The following is a 13,436-nucleotide window of genomic DNA, read 5'->3' as shown; positions in this document are numbered from 1 at the left end:
CGTCTTGAACAATCTGGGTCAGGCGCTTCCGGGCGCGGCGCAAGCCGGCCCGGGGCCTTGATGCAGGATGCTCAGCGGCGCTTGGCCATGGCATCGGTGAAACGATCGAACAGTGGCGCAACGTCAGTCGGGCCTGGGCTCGCTTCAGGGTGGCCCTGGAAGCTGAACGCGCTCTTGTCGGTGCGCTCGATGCCCTGCAGGGTACCGTCGAACAGCGACTTGTGGATGGCGCGGACGTTGCCCGGCAGGGTGGCTTCGTCGACGGCGAAACCGTGGTTCTGGCTGGTGATCATGACCACGCCGGTGTCCAGGTCCTGGACCGGGTGGTTGGCACCGTGGTGGCCGTGGCCCATCTTGACGGTCTTGGCGCCGGAGGCCAGGGCCAGCAGCTGGTGGCCGAGGCAGATGCCGAACACCGGGATCTCGGTTTCAAGGATTTCCTTGATTGCCTGGATCGCGTAGTCGCAAGGCTCCGGATCGCCAGGGCCGTTGGACAGGAACACGCCATCGGGGTTGAGCGCGAGCACTTCGCTGGCCGGGGTCTGGGCAGGCACCACGGTCACGCGGCAGCCACGGGCCACCAGCATGCGCAGGATGTTCAGCTTGACGCCGTAGTCGAAGGCGACCACGTGGTACGGCAGCTCGGAAGCTTCGATGGTTGGGTGGCTGTCGGTTTTCAGTTCCCACACGCTGGAGCGCCACTCGTAGCGCTCTTTGGTGGAGACGACCTTGGCCAGGTCCATGCCCTTGAGGCCTGGGAAGCCGCGGGCGGCGGCGATGGCGGCTTCTTCGCTGATGTTGTCACCGGCGAGGATGCAGCCGTTCTGAGCGCCCTTTTCACGCAGGATACGGGTCAGGCGACGGGTGTCGATGCCAGCGATGGCGACGACGTTGTTGGCCTTGAGGTAGTCCGGCAGCGACTGGGTGTTACGCCAGTTGCTGGCCAGCAGCGGCAGGTCACGGATGACCAGGCCGGCAGACCAGACACGGTTCGACTCGGCGTCTTCCGGGGTAGTACCGGTGTTGCCGATGTGCGGATAGGTCAGGGTAACGATTTGCTGGGCGTAGGAAGGGTCTGTAAGGATTTCCTGGTAGCCGGTCATAGCGGTGTTGAACACCACCTCACCAACGGTCTGACCGTCGGCACCGATGGCTTCACCGCGAAAAATACTGCCGTCGGCAAGGGCGAGTATGGCTGGCTTTGTCAAGAAGACCTCCCGTAAATCAAGCATGAAAGGGCGATCGCAGGTTGCAAAAAAGCGGAGTGACGTATGGACACGTCACCCCGCTTTCATGTGCTGAATTCAATTCGCTGCGCGCTTTTAGTGGACACACTAAAGCTGTAGCTTACAGAAAAGTGCTTTTTGGGTCTACCGTATATGTGCCTCTAAAACACATGATTGCGACAGGGGGTGCCTTGCACCCCATCGCCGGCAAGCCGGCTCCCACCCGTCAGCACCAACCCGAAGGCTTGCACTCCCCTGTGGGAGCCGGCTTGCCGGCGATTGAGCCATCAGCAACACAGTAAGGATCAGTGCAGCCCCAGAACGTCCTGCATGTCGTACAGGCCCGGCTCGCGCCCGTCCAGCCACAGCGCGGCACGTACCGCACCCTTGGCGAACGTCATGCGGCTCGACGCTTTGTGGGTGATCTCCAGGCGCTCGCCTTCAGCGGCGAACAGCACGGTGTGGTCACCCACCACATCACCGGCACGCACGGTGGCGAAGCCGATGGTCTTGCGATCACGCGCGCCGGTCTGGCCTTCACGGCCATACACTGCCACTTCCTGCAGGTTACGGCCCAACGCATTGGCAACCACTTCGCCCATGCGCAGCGCAGTACCCGACGGCGCATCGACCTTGTGACGGTGGTGCGCTTCGATGATCTCGATGTCGACATCATCACCCAGCACCCGCGCCGCCATGTCCAGCAGCTTGAGGCTGAGGTTGACGCCCACACTGAAGTTGGCGGCGAACACGATCGGGATTTCCTTGCCCGCGTCAGCCAGCAATTGCTTCTCTTCGACGCTGAAACCGGTGGTGCCGATAATCATCGCCTTGCCATGCTTGCGGCAGAAGGCCAGGTTCTTCAGGGTTACCGAAGGGTGGGTGAAGTCGATCAGCACGTCGAATTCATCGGCAACCTTGGCCAGGTCATCGGACAGCAGCACGCCGATCCGACCGAGGGCCGCCAGCTCACCTGCATCAGCCCCGACCAGCGAGCTGTCAGGGCGATCGATCGCCGCCGTCAACCCGGCTCCTGGCGTTTGCTGCACGGCCTCGATGAGGGTTTTGCCCATCCGCCCTGCTGCACCCATCACTGCAATACGTCGCATCGCTATTTCCTTGTCAGAGATCGCCGAAGAAGCGCTTTACACCGTCGAACCAGCCACTGGCCTTGGGCGAATGGGAGCTGTCGCCTTCGAGCGAATCACGCAGCTCTTCGAGCAGCTCGCGCTGACGACGGCTGAGGTTGACCGGGGTTTCCACCGCCACACGGCACAGCAGGTCACCGGCACCGCCACCGCGCACCGGCGCAACACCCTTGCCACGCAAGCGGAACTGCTTGCCGGTCTGGGTACCTTCCGGAATCTTCAGCTTCACGCGGCCATCGAGGGTTGGCACTTCCAGCTCGCCACCCAGCGCTGCATCGGTATAGCTGATCGGCACTTCGCAGTACAGGTGCTTGCCATCACGCTGGAAGATCTCGTGCTCACGCACATTGATCACCACGTACAGGTCGCCGGTCGGGCCACCGTGGGTACCGGCCTCGCCTTCGCCCGACAGGCGAATGCGGTCGCCGGTGTCGACACCTGCCGGCACCTTGACCGACAGCGTCTTGTATTCCTCGACACGGCCTTCGCCATGGCACGAATTGCAAGGGTCGGTAATGATCTTGCCCTGACCATGGCAACGCGGGCAGGTCTGCTGCACCGAGAAGAAGCCTTGCTGCATACGCACTTGGCCAATACCGCCGCACGTCGGGCAGGTCGACGGGGTCGAGCCCTTCTTCGCGCCAGAACCGTCGCAAGGCGTGCAATTGACCAGCGTCGGCACGCGGATACTGACCGTGGTGCCACGCACCGCTTCTTCCAGGTTCAGCTCCAGGGTGTAGCGCAGGTCGCTGCCACGCTGAGCACCACCACGACCACCGCCGCGGCCGCCGCCGCCACCGAAGAAGTCACTGAACACATCACCAAAGATGTCGGAGAAGTTGGCGCCGCCGAAGCCTGCACCGCCGCCGCCCATGCTTGGGTCGACGCCGGCGTGGCCGTACTGGTCGAACGCCGCGCGCTTGCTGGCGTCAGACAGCACTTCGTAGGCCTCGTTGGCCTCCTTGAACTTGTCTTCCGACTCTTTGTCGCCTGGGTTGCGGTCCGGGTGGAACTTCATCGCCAGGCGGCGATAGGCCTTTTTCAGGTCAGCTTCACTGGCGCCGCGCTCGACACCCAGGACCTCATAATAATCACGCTTGGACATAGGTCATTTGCACCTTGTTGGGCGTTCGGCATCTGCGCCGCGCCATCAGCACCTGCCCAAACACCACGAATGGCCCTGACAGATGCTGTAAAAATTCTCGAATTCCAGATACGCCAACGCGGGAGCAAGCCCCCGCGCGGCGACATCCTACCAGCTCACCGACAAACGCCGGTGAGCTGGCCGACAACATGCAACGATTACTTCTTGTCGTCGCCTTTTACTTCTTCGAACTCGGCGTCAACCACGTCATCGTGCTTGGCTTCCGGCTCGGCCTGCTGCGCGCCGCCCTGAGGCTGTTCGGCCGACTGCTCGGCGTACATCTTCTGGGCAACCGGTGCCGACACCTTGGACAGCTCTTCGACCTTGGCGTCGATCGCGGCCTTGTCGTCGCCTTTTACAGCGGCTTCCAGCGCAACGACGGCAGCTTCGATGGCAGTTTTTTCTTCAGCGGTGACCTTGTCACCTGCATCTGCAACCATCTTGCGGGTCGAGTGAACCAGCGCGTCACCCTGGTTACGGGCACCGGCCAGCTCTTCGAACTTGCGGTCTTCCTCGGCGTTGGCCTCGGCGTCACGCACCATTTTCTCGATTTCTTCGTCGGACAGGCCGGAGTTGGCCTTGATCACGATCGACTGGGTCTTGCCGGTGGCCTTGTCTTTCGCGCCGACGTGCAGGATGCCGTTGGCGTCAATGTCGAAGGTCACTTCGATCTGCGGAACACCACGCGGTGCTGGCGGGATGTCAGCCAGGTCGAACTTGCCCAGCGACTTGTTCTGCGAAGCTTGCTTACGCTCGCCCTGCAGCACGTGAATGGTCACTGCGCCCTGGTTGTCGTCGGCAGTCGAGAACACCTGCGACTTCTTGGTCGGGATGGTGGTGTTTTTCTCGATCAGCGCGGTCATCACGCCACCCATGGTTTCGATACCCAGGGTCAGCGGGCTGACGTCCAGCAGCAGAACGTCTTTGACGTCACCGGCCAGAACGGCACCCTGGATAGCAGCGCCCATGGCGACGGCTTCGTCCGGGTTGACGTCCTTGCGTGCTTCCTTGCCGAAGAAATCAGCAACGGTTTTCTGTACCAGCGGCATACGGGTCTGGCCGCCGACCAGGATCACGTCGTCGATCTTGCTGGCGTCGATGCCAGCGTCTTTCAGCGCGATGCGGCAAGGCTCGATGGTGCGCTGCACCAGCTCTTCTACCAGCGACTCCAGCTTGGCGCGGGAGATCTTCACGTTCAGGTGCTTAGGACCGGTGGCGTCTGCAGTGATGTACGGCAGGTTGACGTCGGTCGACTGAGCGGAAGACAGCTCGATCTTGGCTTTTTCCGCGGCTTCTTTCAGACGCTGCATGGCCAGAGGGTCGCCCTTCAGGTTCATGCCGGACTCTTTCTTGAACTCTTCGACCAGGTAGTCGATCAGCAGCATGTCGAAGTCTTCGCCACCCAGGAAGGTGTCACCGTTGGTCGCCAGTACTTCGAACTGGTGCTCACCGTCGACTTCGGCGATTTCGATGACCGAAACGTCGAAGGTACCGCCACCCAGGTCATAAACGATGACAGTGTGGTCGCCCTTAGCCTTGTCCATGCCGTACGCCAGTGCAGCAGCGGTCGGCTCGTTGATGATGCGCTTGACGTCCAGACCGGCGATGCGGCCGGCGTCTTTGGTAGCCTGGCGCTGGCTGTCGTTGAAGTAGGCCGGAACGGTGATGACCGCTTCGGTGACAGGCTCGCCGAGGTAGTCTTCGGCGGTCTTCTTCATTTTCTTCAGCACTTCGGCGCTGATTTGCGGCGGTGCCATTTTCTGGCCGTTGACTTCAACCCAGGCGTCACCGTTGTCGGCCTTGGCAATCTTGTACGGAACCAGCTGAATGTCTTTTTGCACGACTTGCTCTTCGAAGCGGCGGCCAATCAGGCGCTTCACTGCGAACAGGGTGTTGTGCGGGTTGGTGACAGCCTGGCGCTTGGCCGACTGACCCACCAGGATTTCGCCATCGTTGGCGTATGCCACGATCGAAGGGGTAGTACGCGCACCCTCGGCGTTTTCGATGACTTTGACGTTACCGTTTTCCAGGATGGAGACGCACGAGTTGGTGGTCCCCAGGTCGATACCGATGATTTTACCCATGTTAACTCTCCCGAAACTTGAATTTGGTAGCAGCGACTACTTTGGCCAACTGCGGTAATACTTGAAGGCTTGACACCTAGATGGGGTTGCCCCGGCGGATTTCAAGCCTTTTCGTTGATCGAAGGCTGAGCTGCACTCGGCGCCTTGCTGACCACCACCATGGCGGGGCGCAGCAGGCGGCCGTTGAGCAGGTAGCCTTTCTGGAACACGTTCAACACGCTGTTCGGCTCTACTTCGCCGTTTTCCTGCATGGCCATGGCCTGATGGTGTTCAGGGTTGAACGGCTGGCCGTGCGGGTCGACAGCTTCGAGGTTGTAGCGCTTGAGGGTGTCCTGGAACATCTTCAAGGTCAGCTCGACGCCTTCGCGGATCTGCTTGACGTGTTCGTCGTCGGCGCTGGAGTGGGCCAGGGCCAGTTCCAGGCTGTCGATCACTGGCAGCAGGTCGCTGGAGAACTTCTCCAGGGCGAACTTGTGGGCCTTCTCGACATCCTGCTCGGCGCGGCGGCGCACGTTCTGCAAATCGGCAACAGCGCGCAGCGACTGATCCTTGGCGGCGGCCAGCTGTTCCTCGAGCTCCAGAACACGGGCGCCGACAGTATCTGCACCGGTTTCTTCGACGTTAAGGTCTTTCTCATTCAGCTGTTCGTCAGCCATTGGGTCTCTCCTGCGCAAATTTCTGGATTACGAGCCAGGCTCGCCTTTGTTGTCGGCTATATGGGGCCGGAAAAACCAGCTTCAAGGGGCAGCGTGGTTTTCCGGGCCACATGAGAATCTGTGAGCGGGCATTGTCAGGGTGGAAAAAAGTACTGTATAAATAACCAGACCTGAACCTTCGGGAGCCGCCCCCATGCTGGTGCACCTGTCCATTCACAACTACGCCATCGTCGAACACCTCGACCTCGAACTTGCCCGCGGCATGTCCGTCATCACCGGCGAGACCGGCGCAGGCAAATCGATCATGCTCGACGCCCTCGGCCTGGCCCTCGGCGACCGCGCAGACAGCGGCGTGGTGCGCCCCGGTGCAGACAAGGCGGACATCCTCGCCACCTTCGACCTGGCAGACATCCCCGAAGCCAGCACCTGGCTGGCCGAGCGTGACCTGGACAACGACGGCCCGTGCATCCTGCGCCGGGTGATCACCGCCGAAGGCCGCAGCCGTGGCTACATCAATGGCACGCCCTGCCCGCTCAGCGACCTCAAATCGCTTGGCGAACTGCTGATCGACATCCACAGCCAGCACGAGCACCAGTCGCTGCTCAAAACCGACACCCATCGGCGCCTGCTGGACGAATACGCCGGCGCCATCGACCTGGCCCGCCAGGTGCAATTGGCCGCCAAACGCTGGAACCAGACCCGCCTGGAGCTGGAGCGCCTGTCCAATTCCGGTGACGAGCAACGCGCCCGCCACCAACTGCTGAGCTATCAGCTCGAGGAGCTGGACAACCTCGGCCTGGGCGAAAACGAGCTGGTGCAGCTGGAGCAGGAACACAAAAACCTGACCAACGCCGAAGCCCTGTTCGGCATCTGTCGCCAGGTCATCGACCAGTGCAGCGAGAGCGACTCGGGCAATGTGCTCAGCGCCCTCACCTCCAGCCTCAATCGGCTGGGCGCCGCCACCAACTCACCCAAGGCACTGGGCGAAGCCGCCAACCTGATTGCCAGCGCGCAGATTCAGGTCGAAGAAGCCGTGGGCGAGCTCAACCGCTTCCTCGATCACTTCGACGCCGACCCCATGCGCCTGCAGGCCCTGGAAGAGCGCCTCGACACTATCTACACCCTGGCCCGCAAACACCGCGTGCACCCCACCGAACTGCCGCATCTGCAGCAGCGTTTGATGGAAGAGCTGGAAGGCTTGAACGCCAGCGACGAATCGATCGAGCGCCTGGGCGAAGAGCTGGCCGCCTATGCCCAGCACTATAAAGAGCGGGCTCGCGAGCTGAGCGCCTTGCGCCAGCAGGCCGCGCAACAGTTGGCGGTCGCCGTCGAGCAAGAAGTCCAACGCCTGGGTATGCCGGGTGGTCGCTTCTGCATCGAGCTTACCCCCAACGAAGGCAACGACCTGTCGCCCCACGGCCTCGAGCAAATCGAACTGTTGGTGAGTGCCAACCCCGGCCAGCCACTCAAAGGCCTGGCCAAGGTCGCGTCGGGTGGCGAGCTGTCACGCATCAGCCTGGCGATCCAGGTGATCACTGCACAGACCTCGCGTATCCCCACCCTGGTGTTTGACGAAGTCGACGTCGGCATCGGCGGCCCCACTGCGGAGATCGTCGGCCAACTGCTGCGGCGGCTGGGTGACCGCGGCCAGGTACTGACCGTAACCCACCTGCCGCAGGTCGCGGCACAAGGGCATCACCACCTGTTCGTGCACAAGGTGCGCCACAGCGACACCACCCACACGGCGGTGGCCAGCCTGGGTAAACGCGAACGGGTCGAAGAAGTGGCGCGCATGCTGGGCGGCATCGACCTGACCAAGGAATCCCTGGCACATGCACGCAAGATGGTAGTCAGCGGCAAGGCTTAGTGACTGGACTATGCATTAACTGCTTAATGGACTGGCCTACGCCTCACCTGCTTAATGACTGCCCTACGCATTACCTGCTTAATGACTGCCCTACGCATTACCTGCTTAATGACCGGCCTACGCATTACCTGTAGGAGCAGCCTTGTGCTGCGAAGAGGCCGGTGGCAGCGGCACAGTCCTACTTTGTTTTCACCGGCCTCTTCGCAGCACAAGGCTGCTCCTACACAAAAAGCACAAAGGCGACCCGAAGGTCGCCTTTGCTATTTATAACGATCGAAATCGTTACTTTTTCTTACGCACATAGAGGACCAGGTTGTGGTCCACCAGCTCGTAGCCATGCTCGGCCACGATCTCGCGCTGACGCCGCTCGATTTCAGCATCCATGAACTCGATGACTTCACCGTTCTCCACGTTGACCATGTGGTCGTGGTGACCGCCATCCGCCAGTTCGAAGACCGCATGACCGCCGTCGAAGTTGTGGCGAACCACCAGACCCGCCGCTTCGAACTGGGTCAGCACGCGGTAGACGGTGGCCAGGCCGACGTCCTCACCAGCTTCCATCAAGGCCTTGTAGACATCCTCGGCACTCATGTGACGCTGCTCGGTAGAATCGAGCATCTGAAGGATCTTTACTCGAGGCAGGGTAACCTTGAGACCGGCTTTGCGTAATTCGCTATTTTCAACCATGGTCAGCTTTCTCGCCGATGCTGCTTCGCAGCTTCTCTTAATACGGGTATGATCGGGGTTTACGTTGTCCAGCCAAGATAGTGGAAGTCGCCCACCGATGCAAAACACCAAGCTCTTGCTAACCAGCCTCACCCTAGTGGGACTGCTCGCACTCGCCGGTTGCTCGTTTCCCGGGGTTTACAAAATCGACATCCAGCAGGGCAATGTCGTCACGCAGGACATGATAGACCAATTACGCCCGGGAATGACCCGACGGCAAGTAAGGTTTATAATGGGCAACCCCCTGATTCAGGACACGTTCAACACCAACCGTTGGGACTACCTGTACAGCCTGCAGCCTGGTGGCGGAAAACGCCAGCAAGAGCGCATGAGCATTTTCTTCAACGAAAGCGACCAGTTGGTCAGCCTGTCTGGCGACTTCATGCCAGGCGTGAGCCGCGACCAGGAAATCCTCGGTGGCAGCAGCGACACCACGGTCAGCCCGGCGACCCAGCCAGAGCAGGCCACGCCACAGCCTGAAGAGAAGCCGGCCAAACCCGGTTCGGTGGAAGAATCCATCCAGCGCGAGATCGACACCATCGAGACCACTCCGGTCCCGACGCCGGCACCGCTGGAAACCTCCCCCCAGTAAGCGCGGCGGTCATAAAAAAAGCCCGGGCCTTGGCCCGGGCTTTTTTGTGCGCCACTACTCAGCTATTGAGCTGCTTGGCGCGCTGGCAGAAGGCATCTACCAAGGTGTTGGCGGCCTGGTTGAACAGCGGCCCCAACGTCGCCCGCACCAACGGCCCGGCATAATCGAAGGACAAGTCCAGGCTGATCTTGCAGGCCTTCTCGCCCAGCGGCTTGAACACCCACACACCGTGCAGCTGGGAGAACGGCCCCTCTTCCAGGTTCATTTCGATGGACTGCCCAGGCACCAGCACATTGCGCGTGACGAAATGCTGGCTCATGCCACCTTTGGCAACCTCCAGCTTGGCGCGCATGTGCGTGTCACTGGCTTCGATGACCGTCGATGCCGAGCACCACGGCAGAAATTGCGGGTAGCTGGCCACGTCATTGACCAGATCGTAAAGCGCCTGGGCGGGATACGGCAGCAGGGCGGAGCGTTGAATATGGGTAGTCATCCAGGCGTCACTTCCAAGGCTGGGTGGCGGCGCTTCGCAGCGTGCCAAAAGCAGGTTCTGTACCTACGACAGGGCCTGTATTGTCCGGTATTCATTGCGGTGGCTCAAGCACACCGAAATCCCATAGCCGACCACGCATCGAGTTGCCTATAATGCCGCCCCTATGGCTAAACAAAAGAAACATCCGACCGGGACCATCGCGCAAAACAAGAAAGCGCGACACGATTACTTCATCGAACACAAGTTCGAGGCCGGGCTGGTCCTGTCCGGTTGGGAAGTAAAGAGCCTGCGGGCCGGCAAGGCGCACCTGACCGACAGCTACGTGCTGCTCAAGGATGGCGAAGCCTGGCTGTTCGGCAGCCACATCACCCCGCTGACCACGGCCAGCACCCACGTCATCGCCGACCCTATCCGCTCACGCAAGCTGCTGCTGAACAAGCGCGAGCTCGAGCGGGTGGAAGCGGCCGTGGCGCAGAAAGGCTACACCTGTGTGGCCTTGGCGCTGTACTGGAGCAAGCACCTGATCAAGTGCGAGATCGCGCTTGGCAAGGGCAAGAAGGAATTCGACAAGCGCGACACCGTGCGCGAACGCGATTCCAACCGCGAGCTGCAGCGTGCCGTGCGTAACAAGGGCAAGGAAGACTAGATCTTCTTTAGCCTGGAGGGCCTCTTCGCGGGGCAAGCCCGCTCCCACAGTTAACCCACTGCCTTCAAATTCGGTGGGTTGCCTGTGGGAGCGGGCTTGCCCCGCGAAGAGGCCCGTGCTGCAAACGCAAACCTCAGCGCCCGCTGCGCCGCTCCGCCCGCGCCACGCGCTGGGCCTCTTCGTGCGCCTCCTCCAGCACCTCCTGCACATACAAAATGTGCCGGCTGGAAACCTCCCGCGCCTCCTCCGCCCTGCCCTCGACAATCGCCAGGTACAGCTCCCGGTGCTGACTGATCAGCATGTCCCGCGTTTCAGTCCGCTGCTGGTACATGCCACCGATATTGGTCACCACGTTCCGCTTTAGCAGGTCGAACAAACCGCGGATGGTATGCAGCAAGACCGCGTTATGGCTGGCCTCAGCTATCGCCAGGTGGAAACGCGCGTCAGCGGCGCCCTCCTCTGCCCGGGTCACTTCGTCAACGCGGGTGTAGCAGTCCTGCAGCGTGTCAAAAGCCTCTTTCAGCCGTGCACGGTCAGGCTCGGTGGCGCGCTGGGCCGCGTAATACGCGCAGGACGCCTCGAGGGTATGGCGAAATTCGAGCAGGTCGCGCTGCGCTTCAGGACTGTGCTCAAGCAGCTGCAACAACGGGTCGCTGAACGTCGACCCCAGCGATTCAGCGACAAAGTTGCCACCGCCCTGGCGGCTGATCAGCAGCCCCTTGGCCACCAGCTTCTGAATCGCCTCACGCAGTGACGGGCGCGACACACCGAACTGTTCGGCCAGAACGCGCTCAGCCGGCAAGCGCTGGCCCGAGGTCAGCGTGCCTTCGAGAATCATCCCTTCCAACCGATCGACGATGTCGTCGGACAGGCGCCGTTGGCGGACCTGATCAAAAACCATCACATGCTCTCCACAAACCCCCGGCAAATTTCAGGGGGCCCTATTCTCGCCGATCCGCGCCGCGCACACACCCATCACCCTGGGTTTTTCCAAGGCCATCAGACGCCCACTCATCGGCACGCGACCAAAGTTTTGTGTCGGACAAATTGACACACCCACGACAGCGCTTTTAACCTAGCGCCCAGACATTGTAAATTGGTCTTACCAATTATCCAATGCCAGTGCTGACCAACAACAATTAGGGGCCACCCCATATGCAAACCTGGCAACAACTCTATAGCCCGCTTGGTAGTCTTGGCCTGTCCGCACTGGCGGCGGTCATCCCTATCGTGTTCTTCTTCCTCGCCCTCGCCGTGTTCCGCCTCAAAGGCCACGTCGCCGGCAGCATCACCCTCGCGCTGTCGATCCTGGTGGCGATCTTCGCCTTCCAGATGCCTGTCGACATGGCCTTCGCCGCCGCGGGTTACGGCTTCCTCTACGGCCTCTGGCCGATTGCCTGGATCATCGTTGCCGCGGTGTTCCTGTACAAACTCACGGTCAAGAGCGGCCAGTTCGAAGTGATCCGCAGCTCGGTGCTGTCGATCACCGACGACCAGCGCCTGCAAGTGCTGCTGATCGGCTTCTGCTTCGGTGCCTTCCTCGAAGGCGCGGCCGGCTTCGGCGCCCCGGTGGCCATCACTGCCGCACTGCTGGTGGGCCTGGGCTTCAACCCGCTGTACGCCGCCGGCCTGTGCCTGATCGCCAACACCGCGCCGGTCGCCTTCGGCGCGCTGGGCATCCCGATCATCGTGGCCGGCCAGGTCACCGGCATCGACGCCTTCCACATTGGCGCCATGACCGGCCGCCAACTGCCGCTGCTGTCGCTGTTCGTGCCGTTCTGGCTGGTGTTCATGATGGACGGCCTGCGCGGCGTGAAAGAAACCTGGCCCGCCGCCCTGGTCGCCGGCCTGAGCTTCGCCGTTACCCAGTACTTCACCTCGAACTTCATCGGCCCAGAGCTGCCGGACATCACCTCGGCCCTGGCCAGCCTGATCTGCCTGACCCTGTTCCTCAAAGTCTGGCAGCCCAAGCCTTCGTTCGCACAAGCCAAAGGCAGCGTCGGCGCCGCCGTCGTGCAGTCCGGCGGCAGCCAGCCAAGCCCTTACAGCTTCGGCGAGATCTTCAAAGCCTGGTCGCCGTTCCTGATCCTCACCGTGCTAGTAACCATCTGGACCTTGAAGCCATTCAAGGCCGCATTCGCGCCAGGCGGTGCGATGTACAACTTCGTGTTCAACTTCGCCATCCCGCACCTTGACCAACTGGTGATCAAGACCGCGCCGATCGTTGCCGCGCCGACCGCCATGCCAGCGGTGTTCAAGCTCGACCCGATCTCCGCCACCGGCACTGCGATCTTCCTCTCGGCGCTGATCTCCATGGCAGTGCTCAAGATCAACTTCAAAACTGGTCTGACCACTTTCAAAGAGACGTTCTGGGAACTGCGCTGGCCCATCCTGTCGATCGGCATGGTGCTGGCCTTCGCCTTCGTCACCAACTACTCGGGCATGTCCTCGACCATGGCCCTGGTCCTGGCCGGCACCGGCGCCGCGTTCCCGTTCTTCTCGCCGTTCCTCGGCTGGCTGGGCGTGTTCCTGACAGGCTCGGACACCTCGTCCAACGCCCTGTTCAGCTCGCTGCAAGCCACCACCGCACACCAGATCGGGGTCAACGACACCCTGCTGGTGGCCGCCAACACCAGCGGCGGCGTGACCGGCAAGATGATCTCGCCACAATCCATTGCCGTGGCCTGCGCCGCCACCGGCCTGGTGGGCAAGGAATCCGACCTGTTCCGCTTCACCGTCAAGCACAGCCTGTTCTTCGCCACCATCGTGGGCCTGATCACCCTGATCCAGGCTTACTGGCTGACCGGCATGCTGGTTCATCACTAAAGTGAAAGGGGCCGGGCGCCACGCTGCG

General features: G+C 61.5%; 12 protein-coding genes. 4 read left to right on the top strand and 8 right to left on the bottom strand.

Going from position 1 to position 13,436, the window contains the following annotated elements:
* Nucleotides 1-71 precede the first annotated feature (71 nt).
* The 5 genes from carA to grpE form a co-directional block, all read right to left on the bottom strand.
* Nucleotides 72-1,208, bottom strand: a complete 1,137-nt coding sequence (gene carA / locus GIB19_RS02355) for a glutamine-hydrolyzing carbamoyl-phosphate synthase small subunit (protein WP_027595036.1) — start codon at nt 1,206-1,208, stop codon at nt 72-74.
* Between the two features lie 323 nt (nt 1,209-1,531).
* Nucleotides 1,532-2,335 (bottom strand): 4-hydroxy-tetrahydrodipicolinate reductase, encoded by an 804-nt coding sequence (dapB, locus tag GIB19_RS02350; RefSeq protein WP_027595037.1) that lies wholly within the window; start codon nt 2,333-2,335, stop codon nt 1,532-1,534.
* Between the two features lie 13 nt (nt 2,336-2,348).
* The gene (dnaJ, locus tag GIB19_RS02345) at nt 2,349-3,479 is read right to left on the bottom strand and encodes a molecular chaperone DnaJ (protein WP_027595038.1); all 1,131 of its coding nucleotides are present in this window, start codon (nt 3,477-3,479) and stop codon (nt 2,349-2,351) included.
* Between the two features lie 197 nt (nt 3,480-3,676).
* A complete protein-coding gene (dnaK, locus tag GIB19_RS02340; RefSeq protein ID WP_099430482.1) occupies nt 3,677-5,602 on the bottom strand; it encodes a molecular chaperone DnaK in 1,926 nt (641 codons plus the stop codon).
* Between the two features lie 101 nt (nt 5,603-5,703).
* Entirely contained in the window at nt 5,704-6,258 is a 555-nt protein-coding gene (grpE, locus tag GIB19_RS02335) for a nucleotide exchange factor GrpE (RefSeq protein WP_274883253.1), read from the bottom strand.
* A gap of 193 nt (nt 6,259-6,451) precedes the next feature.
* Between grpE and recN the strand changes: the two genes are divergently transcribed.
* Nucleotides 6,452-8,125, top strand: coding sequence for a DNA repair protein RecN (gene recN, locus GIB19_RS02330; protein ID WP_027595041.1), 1,674 nt, complete (start codon nt 6,452-6,454; stop codon nt 8,123-8,125).
* A 282-nt stretch (nt 8,126-8,407) separates the two neighbouring features.
* Here recN and fur read toward each other — a convergent pair whose 3' ends face one another.
* Nucleotides 8,408-8,812 carry a ferric iron uptake transcriptional regulator gene (gene fur, locus GIB19_RS02325; RefSeq protein ID WP_027595042.1) on the bottom strand — a complete coding sequence of 135 codons (405 nt, stop codon included), beginning with the start codon at nt 8,810-8,812 and terminating at the stop codon, nt 8,408-8,410.
* 97 nt (nt 8,813-8,909) lie between these two features.
* Here fur and bamE point away from each other — a divergent pair, with 97 nt between their 5' ends.
* On the top strand, nt 8,910-9,443 hold the full coding sequence (bamE, locus tag GIB19_RS02320) for an outer membrane protein assembly factor BamE domain-containing protein (protein ID WP_027595043.1): 534 nt from the start codon (nt 8,910-8,912) through the stop codon (nt 9,441-9,443).
* Between the two features lie 58 nt (nt 9,444-9,501).
* On the opposite strand, the gene GIB19_RS02315 is transcribed toward bamE, so the two are convergent.
* Nucleotides 9,502-9,936 (bottom strand): type II toxin-antitoxin system RatA family toxin, encoded by a 435-nt coding sequence (locus tag GIB19_RS02315; protein ID WP_027595044.1) that lies wholly within the window; start codon nt 9,934-9,936, stop codon nt 9,502-9,504.
* Between the two features lie 163 nt (nt 9,937-10,099).
* Here GIB19_RS02315 and smpB point away from each other — a divergent pair, with 163 nt between their 5' ends.
* Complete coding sequence (gene smpB, locus GIB19_RS02310; protein ID WP_012312633.1) at nt 10,100-10,582, top strand: SsrA-binding protein SmpB; 483 nt, start codon at nt 10,100-10,102, stop codon at nt 10,580-10,582.
* A gap of 133 nt (nt 10,583-10,715) precedes the next feature.
* On the opposite strand, the gene GIB19_RS02305 is transcribed toward smpB, so the two are convergent.
* Nucleotides 10,716-11,483, bottom strand: coding sequence for an FCD domain-containing protein (locus GIB19_RS02305; protein ID WP_027595045.1), 768 nt, complete (start codon nt 11,481-11,483; stop codon nt 10,716-10,718).
* A 254-nt stretch (nt 11,484-11,737) separates the two neighbouring features.
* On the opposite strand from GIB19_RS02305, the gene GIB19_RS02300 reads away from it, so the two are divergent.
* A complete protein-coding gene (locus GIB19_RS02300) occupies nt 11,738-13,408 on the top strand; it encodes a lactate permease LctP family transporter (protein ID WP_274883244.1) in 1,671 nt (556 codons plus the stop codon).
* Nucleotides 13,409-13,436: the final 28 nt, after the last annotated feature.

This window comes from Pseudomonas sp. ITEM 17296, assembly GCF_028895205.1.
Classification (GTDB): Bacteria; Pseudomonadota; Gammaproteobacteria; order Pseudomonadales; family Pseudomonadaceae; genus Aquipseudomonas; species Aquipseudomonas kermanshahensis.
Note: the sequence above shows the minus strand (reverse complement) of the source record. Positions and strands in the feature narration are given on the sequence as shown.

What these genes read in the sequence shown, in the direction of transcription:
- dapB (WP_027595037.1), bottom strand. Translation starts at nt 2,335, where the DNA reads ATGCGACGTATTGCAGTGATGGGTGCAGCAGGGCGGATGGGCAAAACC.
- dnaJ (WP_027595038.1), bottom strand. Translation starts at nt 3,479, where the DNA reads ATGTCCAAGCGTGATTATTATGAGGTCCTGGGTGTCGAGCGCGGCGCC.
- dnaK (WP_099430482.1), bottom strand. Translation starts at nt 5,602, where the DNA reads ATGGGTAAAATCATCGGTATCGACCTGGGGACCACCAACTCGTGCGTC.
- grpE (WP_274883253.1), bottom strand. Translation starts at nt 6,258, where the DNA reads ATGGCTGACGAACAGCTGAATGAGAAAGACCTTAACGTCGAAGAAACC.
- recN (WP_027595041.1), top strand. Translation starts at nt 6,452, where the DNA reads ATGCTGGTGCACCTGTCCATTCACAACTACGCCATCGTCGAACACCTC.
- fur (WP_027595042.1), bottom strand. Translation starts at nt 8,812, where the DNA reads ATGGTTGAAAATAGCGAATTACGCAAAGCCGGTCTCAAGGTTACCCTG.
- bamE (WP_027595043.1), top strand. Translation starts at nt 8,910, where the DNA reads ATGCAAAACACCAAGCTCTTGCTAACCAGCCTCACCCTAGTGGGACTG.
- GIB19_RS02315 (WP_027595044.1), bottom strand. Translation starts at nt 9,936, where the DNA reads ATGACTACCCATATTCAACGCTCCGCCCTGCTGCCGTATCCCGCCCAG.
- smpB (WP_012312633.1), top strand. Translation starts at nt 10,100, where the DNA reads ATGGCTAAACAAAAGAAACATCCGACCGGGACCATCGCGCAAAACAAG.
- GIB19_RS02305 (WP_027595045.1), bottom strand. Translation starts at nt 11,483, where the DNA reads ATGGTTTTTGATCAGGTCCGCCAACGGCGCCTGTCCGACGACATCGTC.
- GIB19_RS02300 (WP_274883244.1), top strand. Translation starts at nt 11,738, where the DNA reads ATGCAAACCTGGCAACAACTCTATAGCCCGCTTGGTAGTCTTGGCCTG.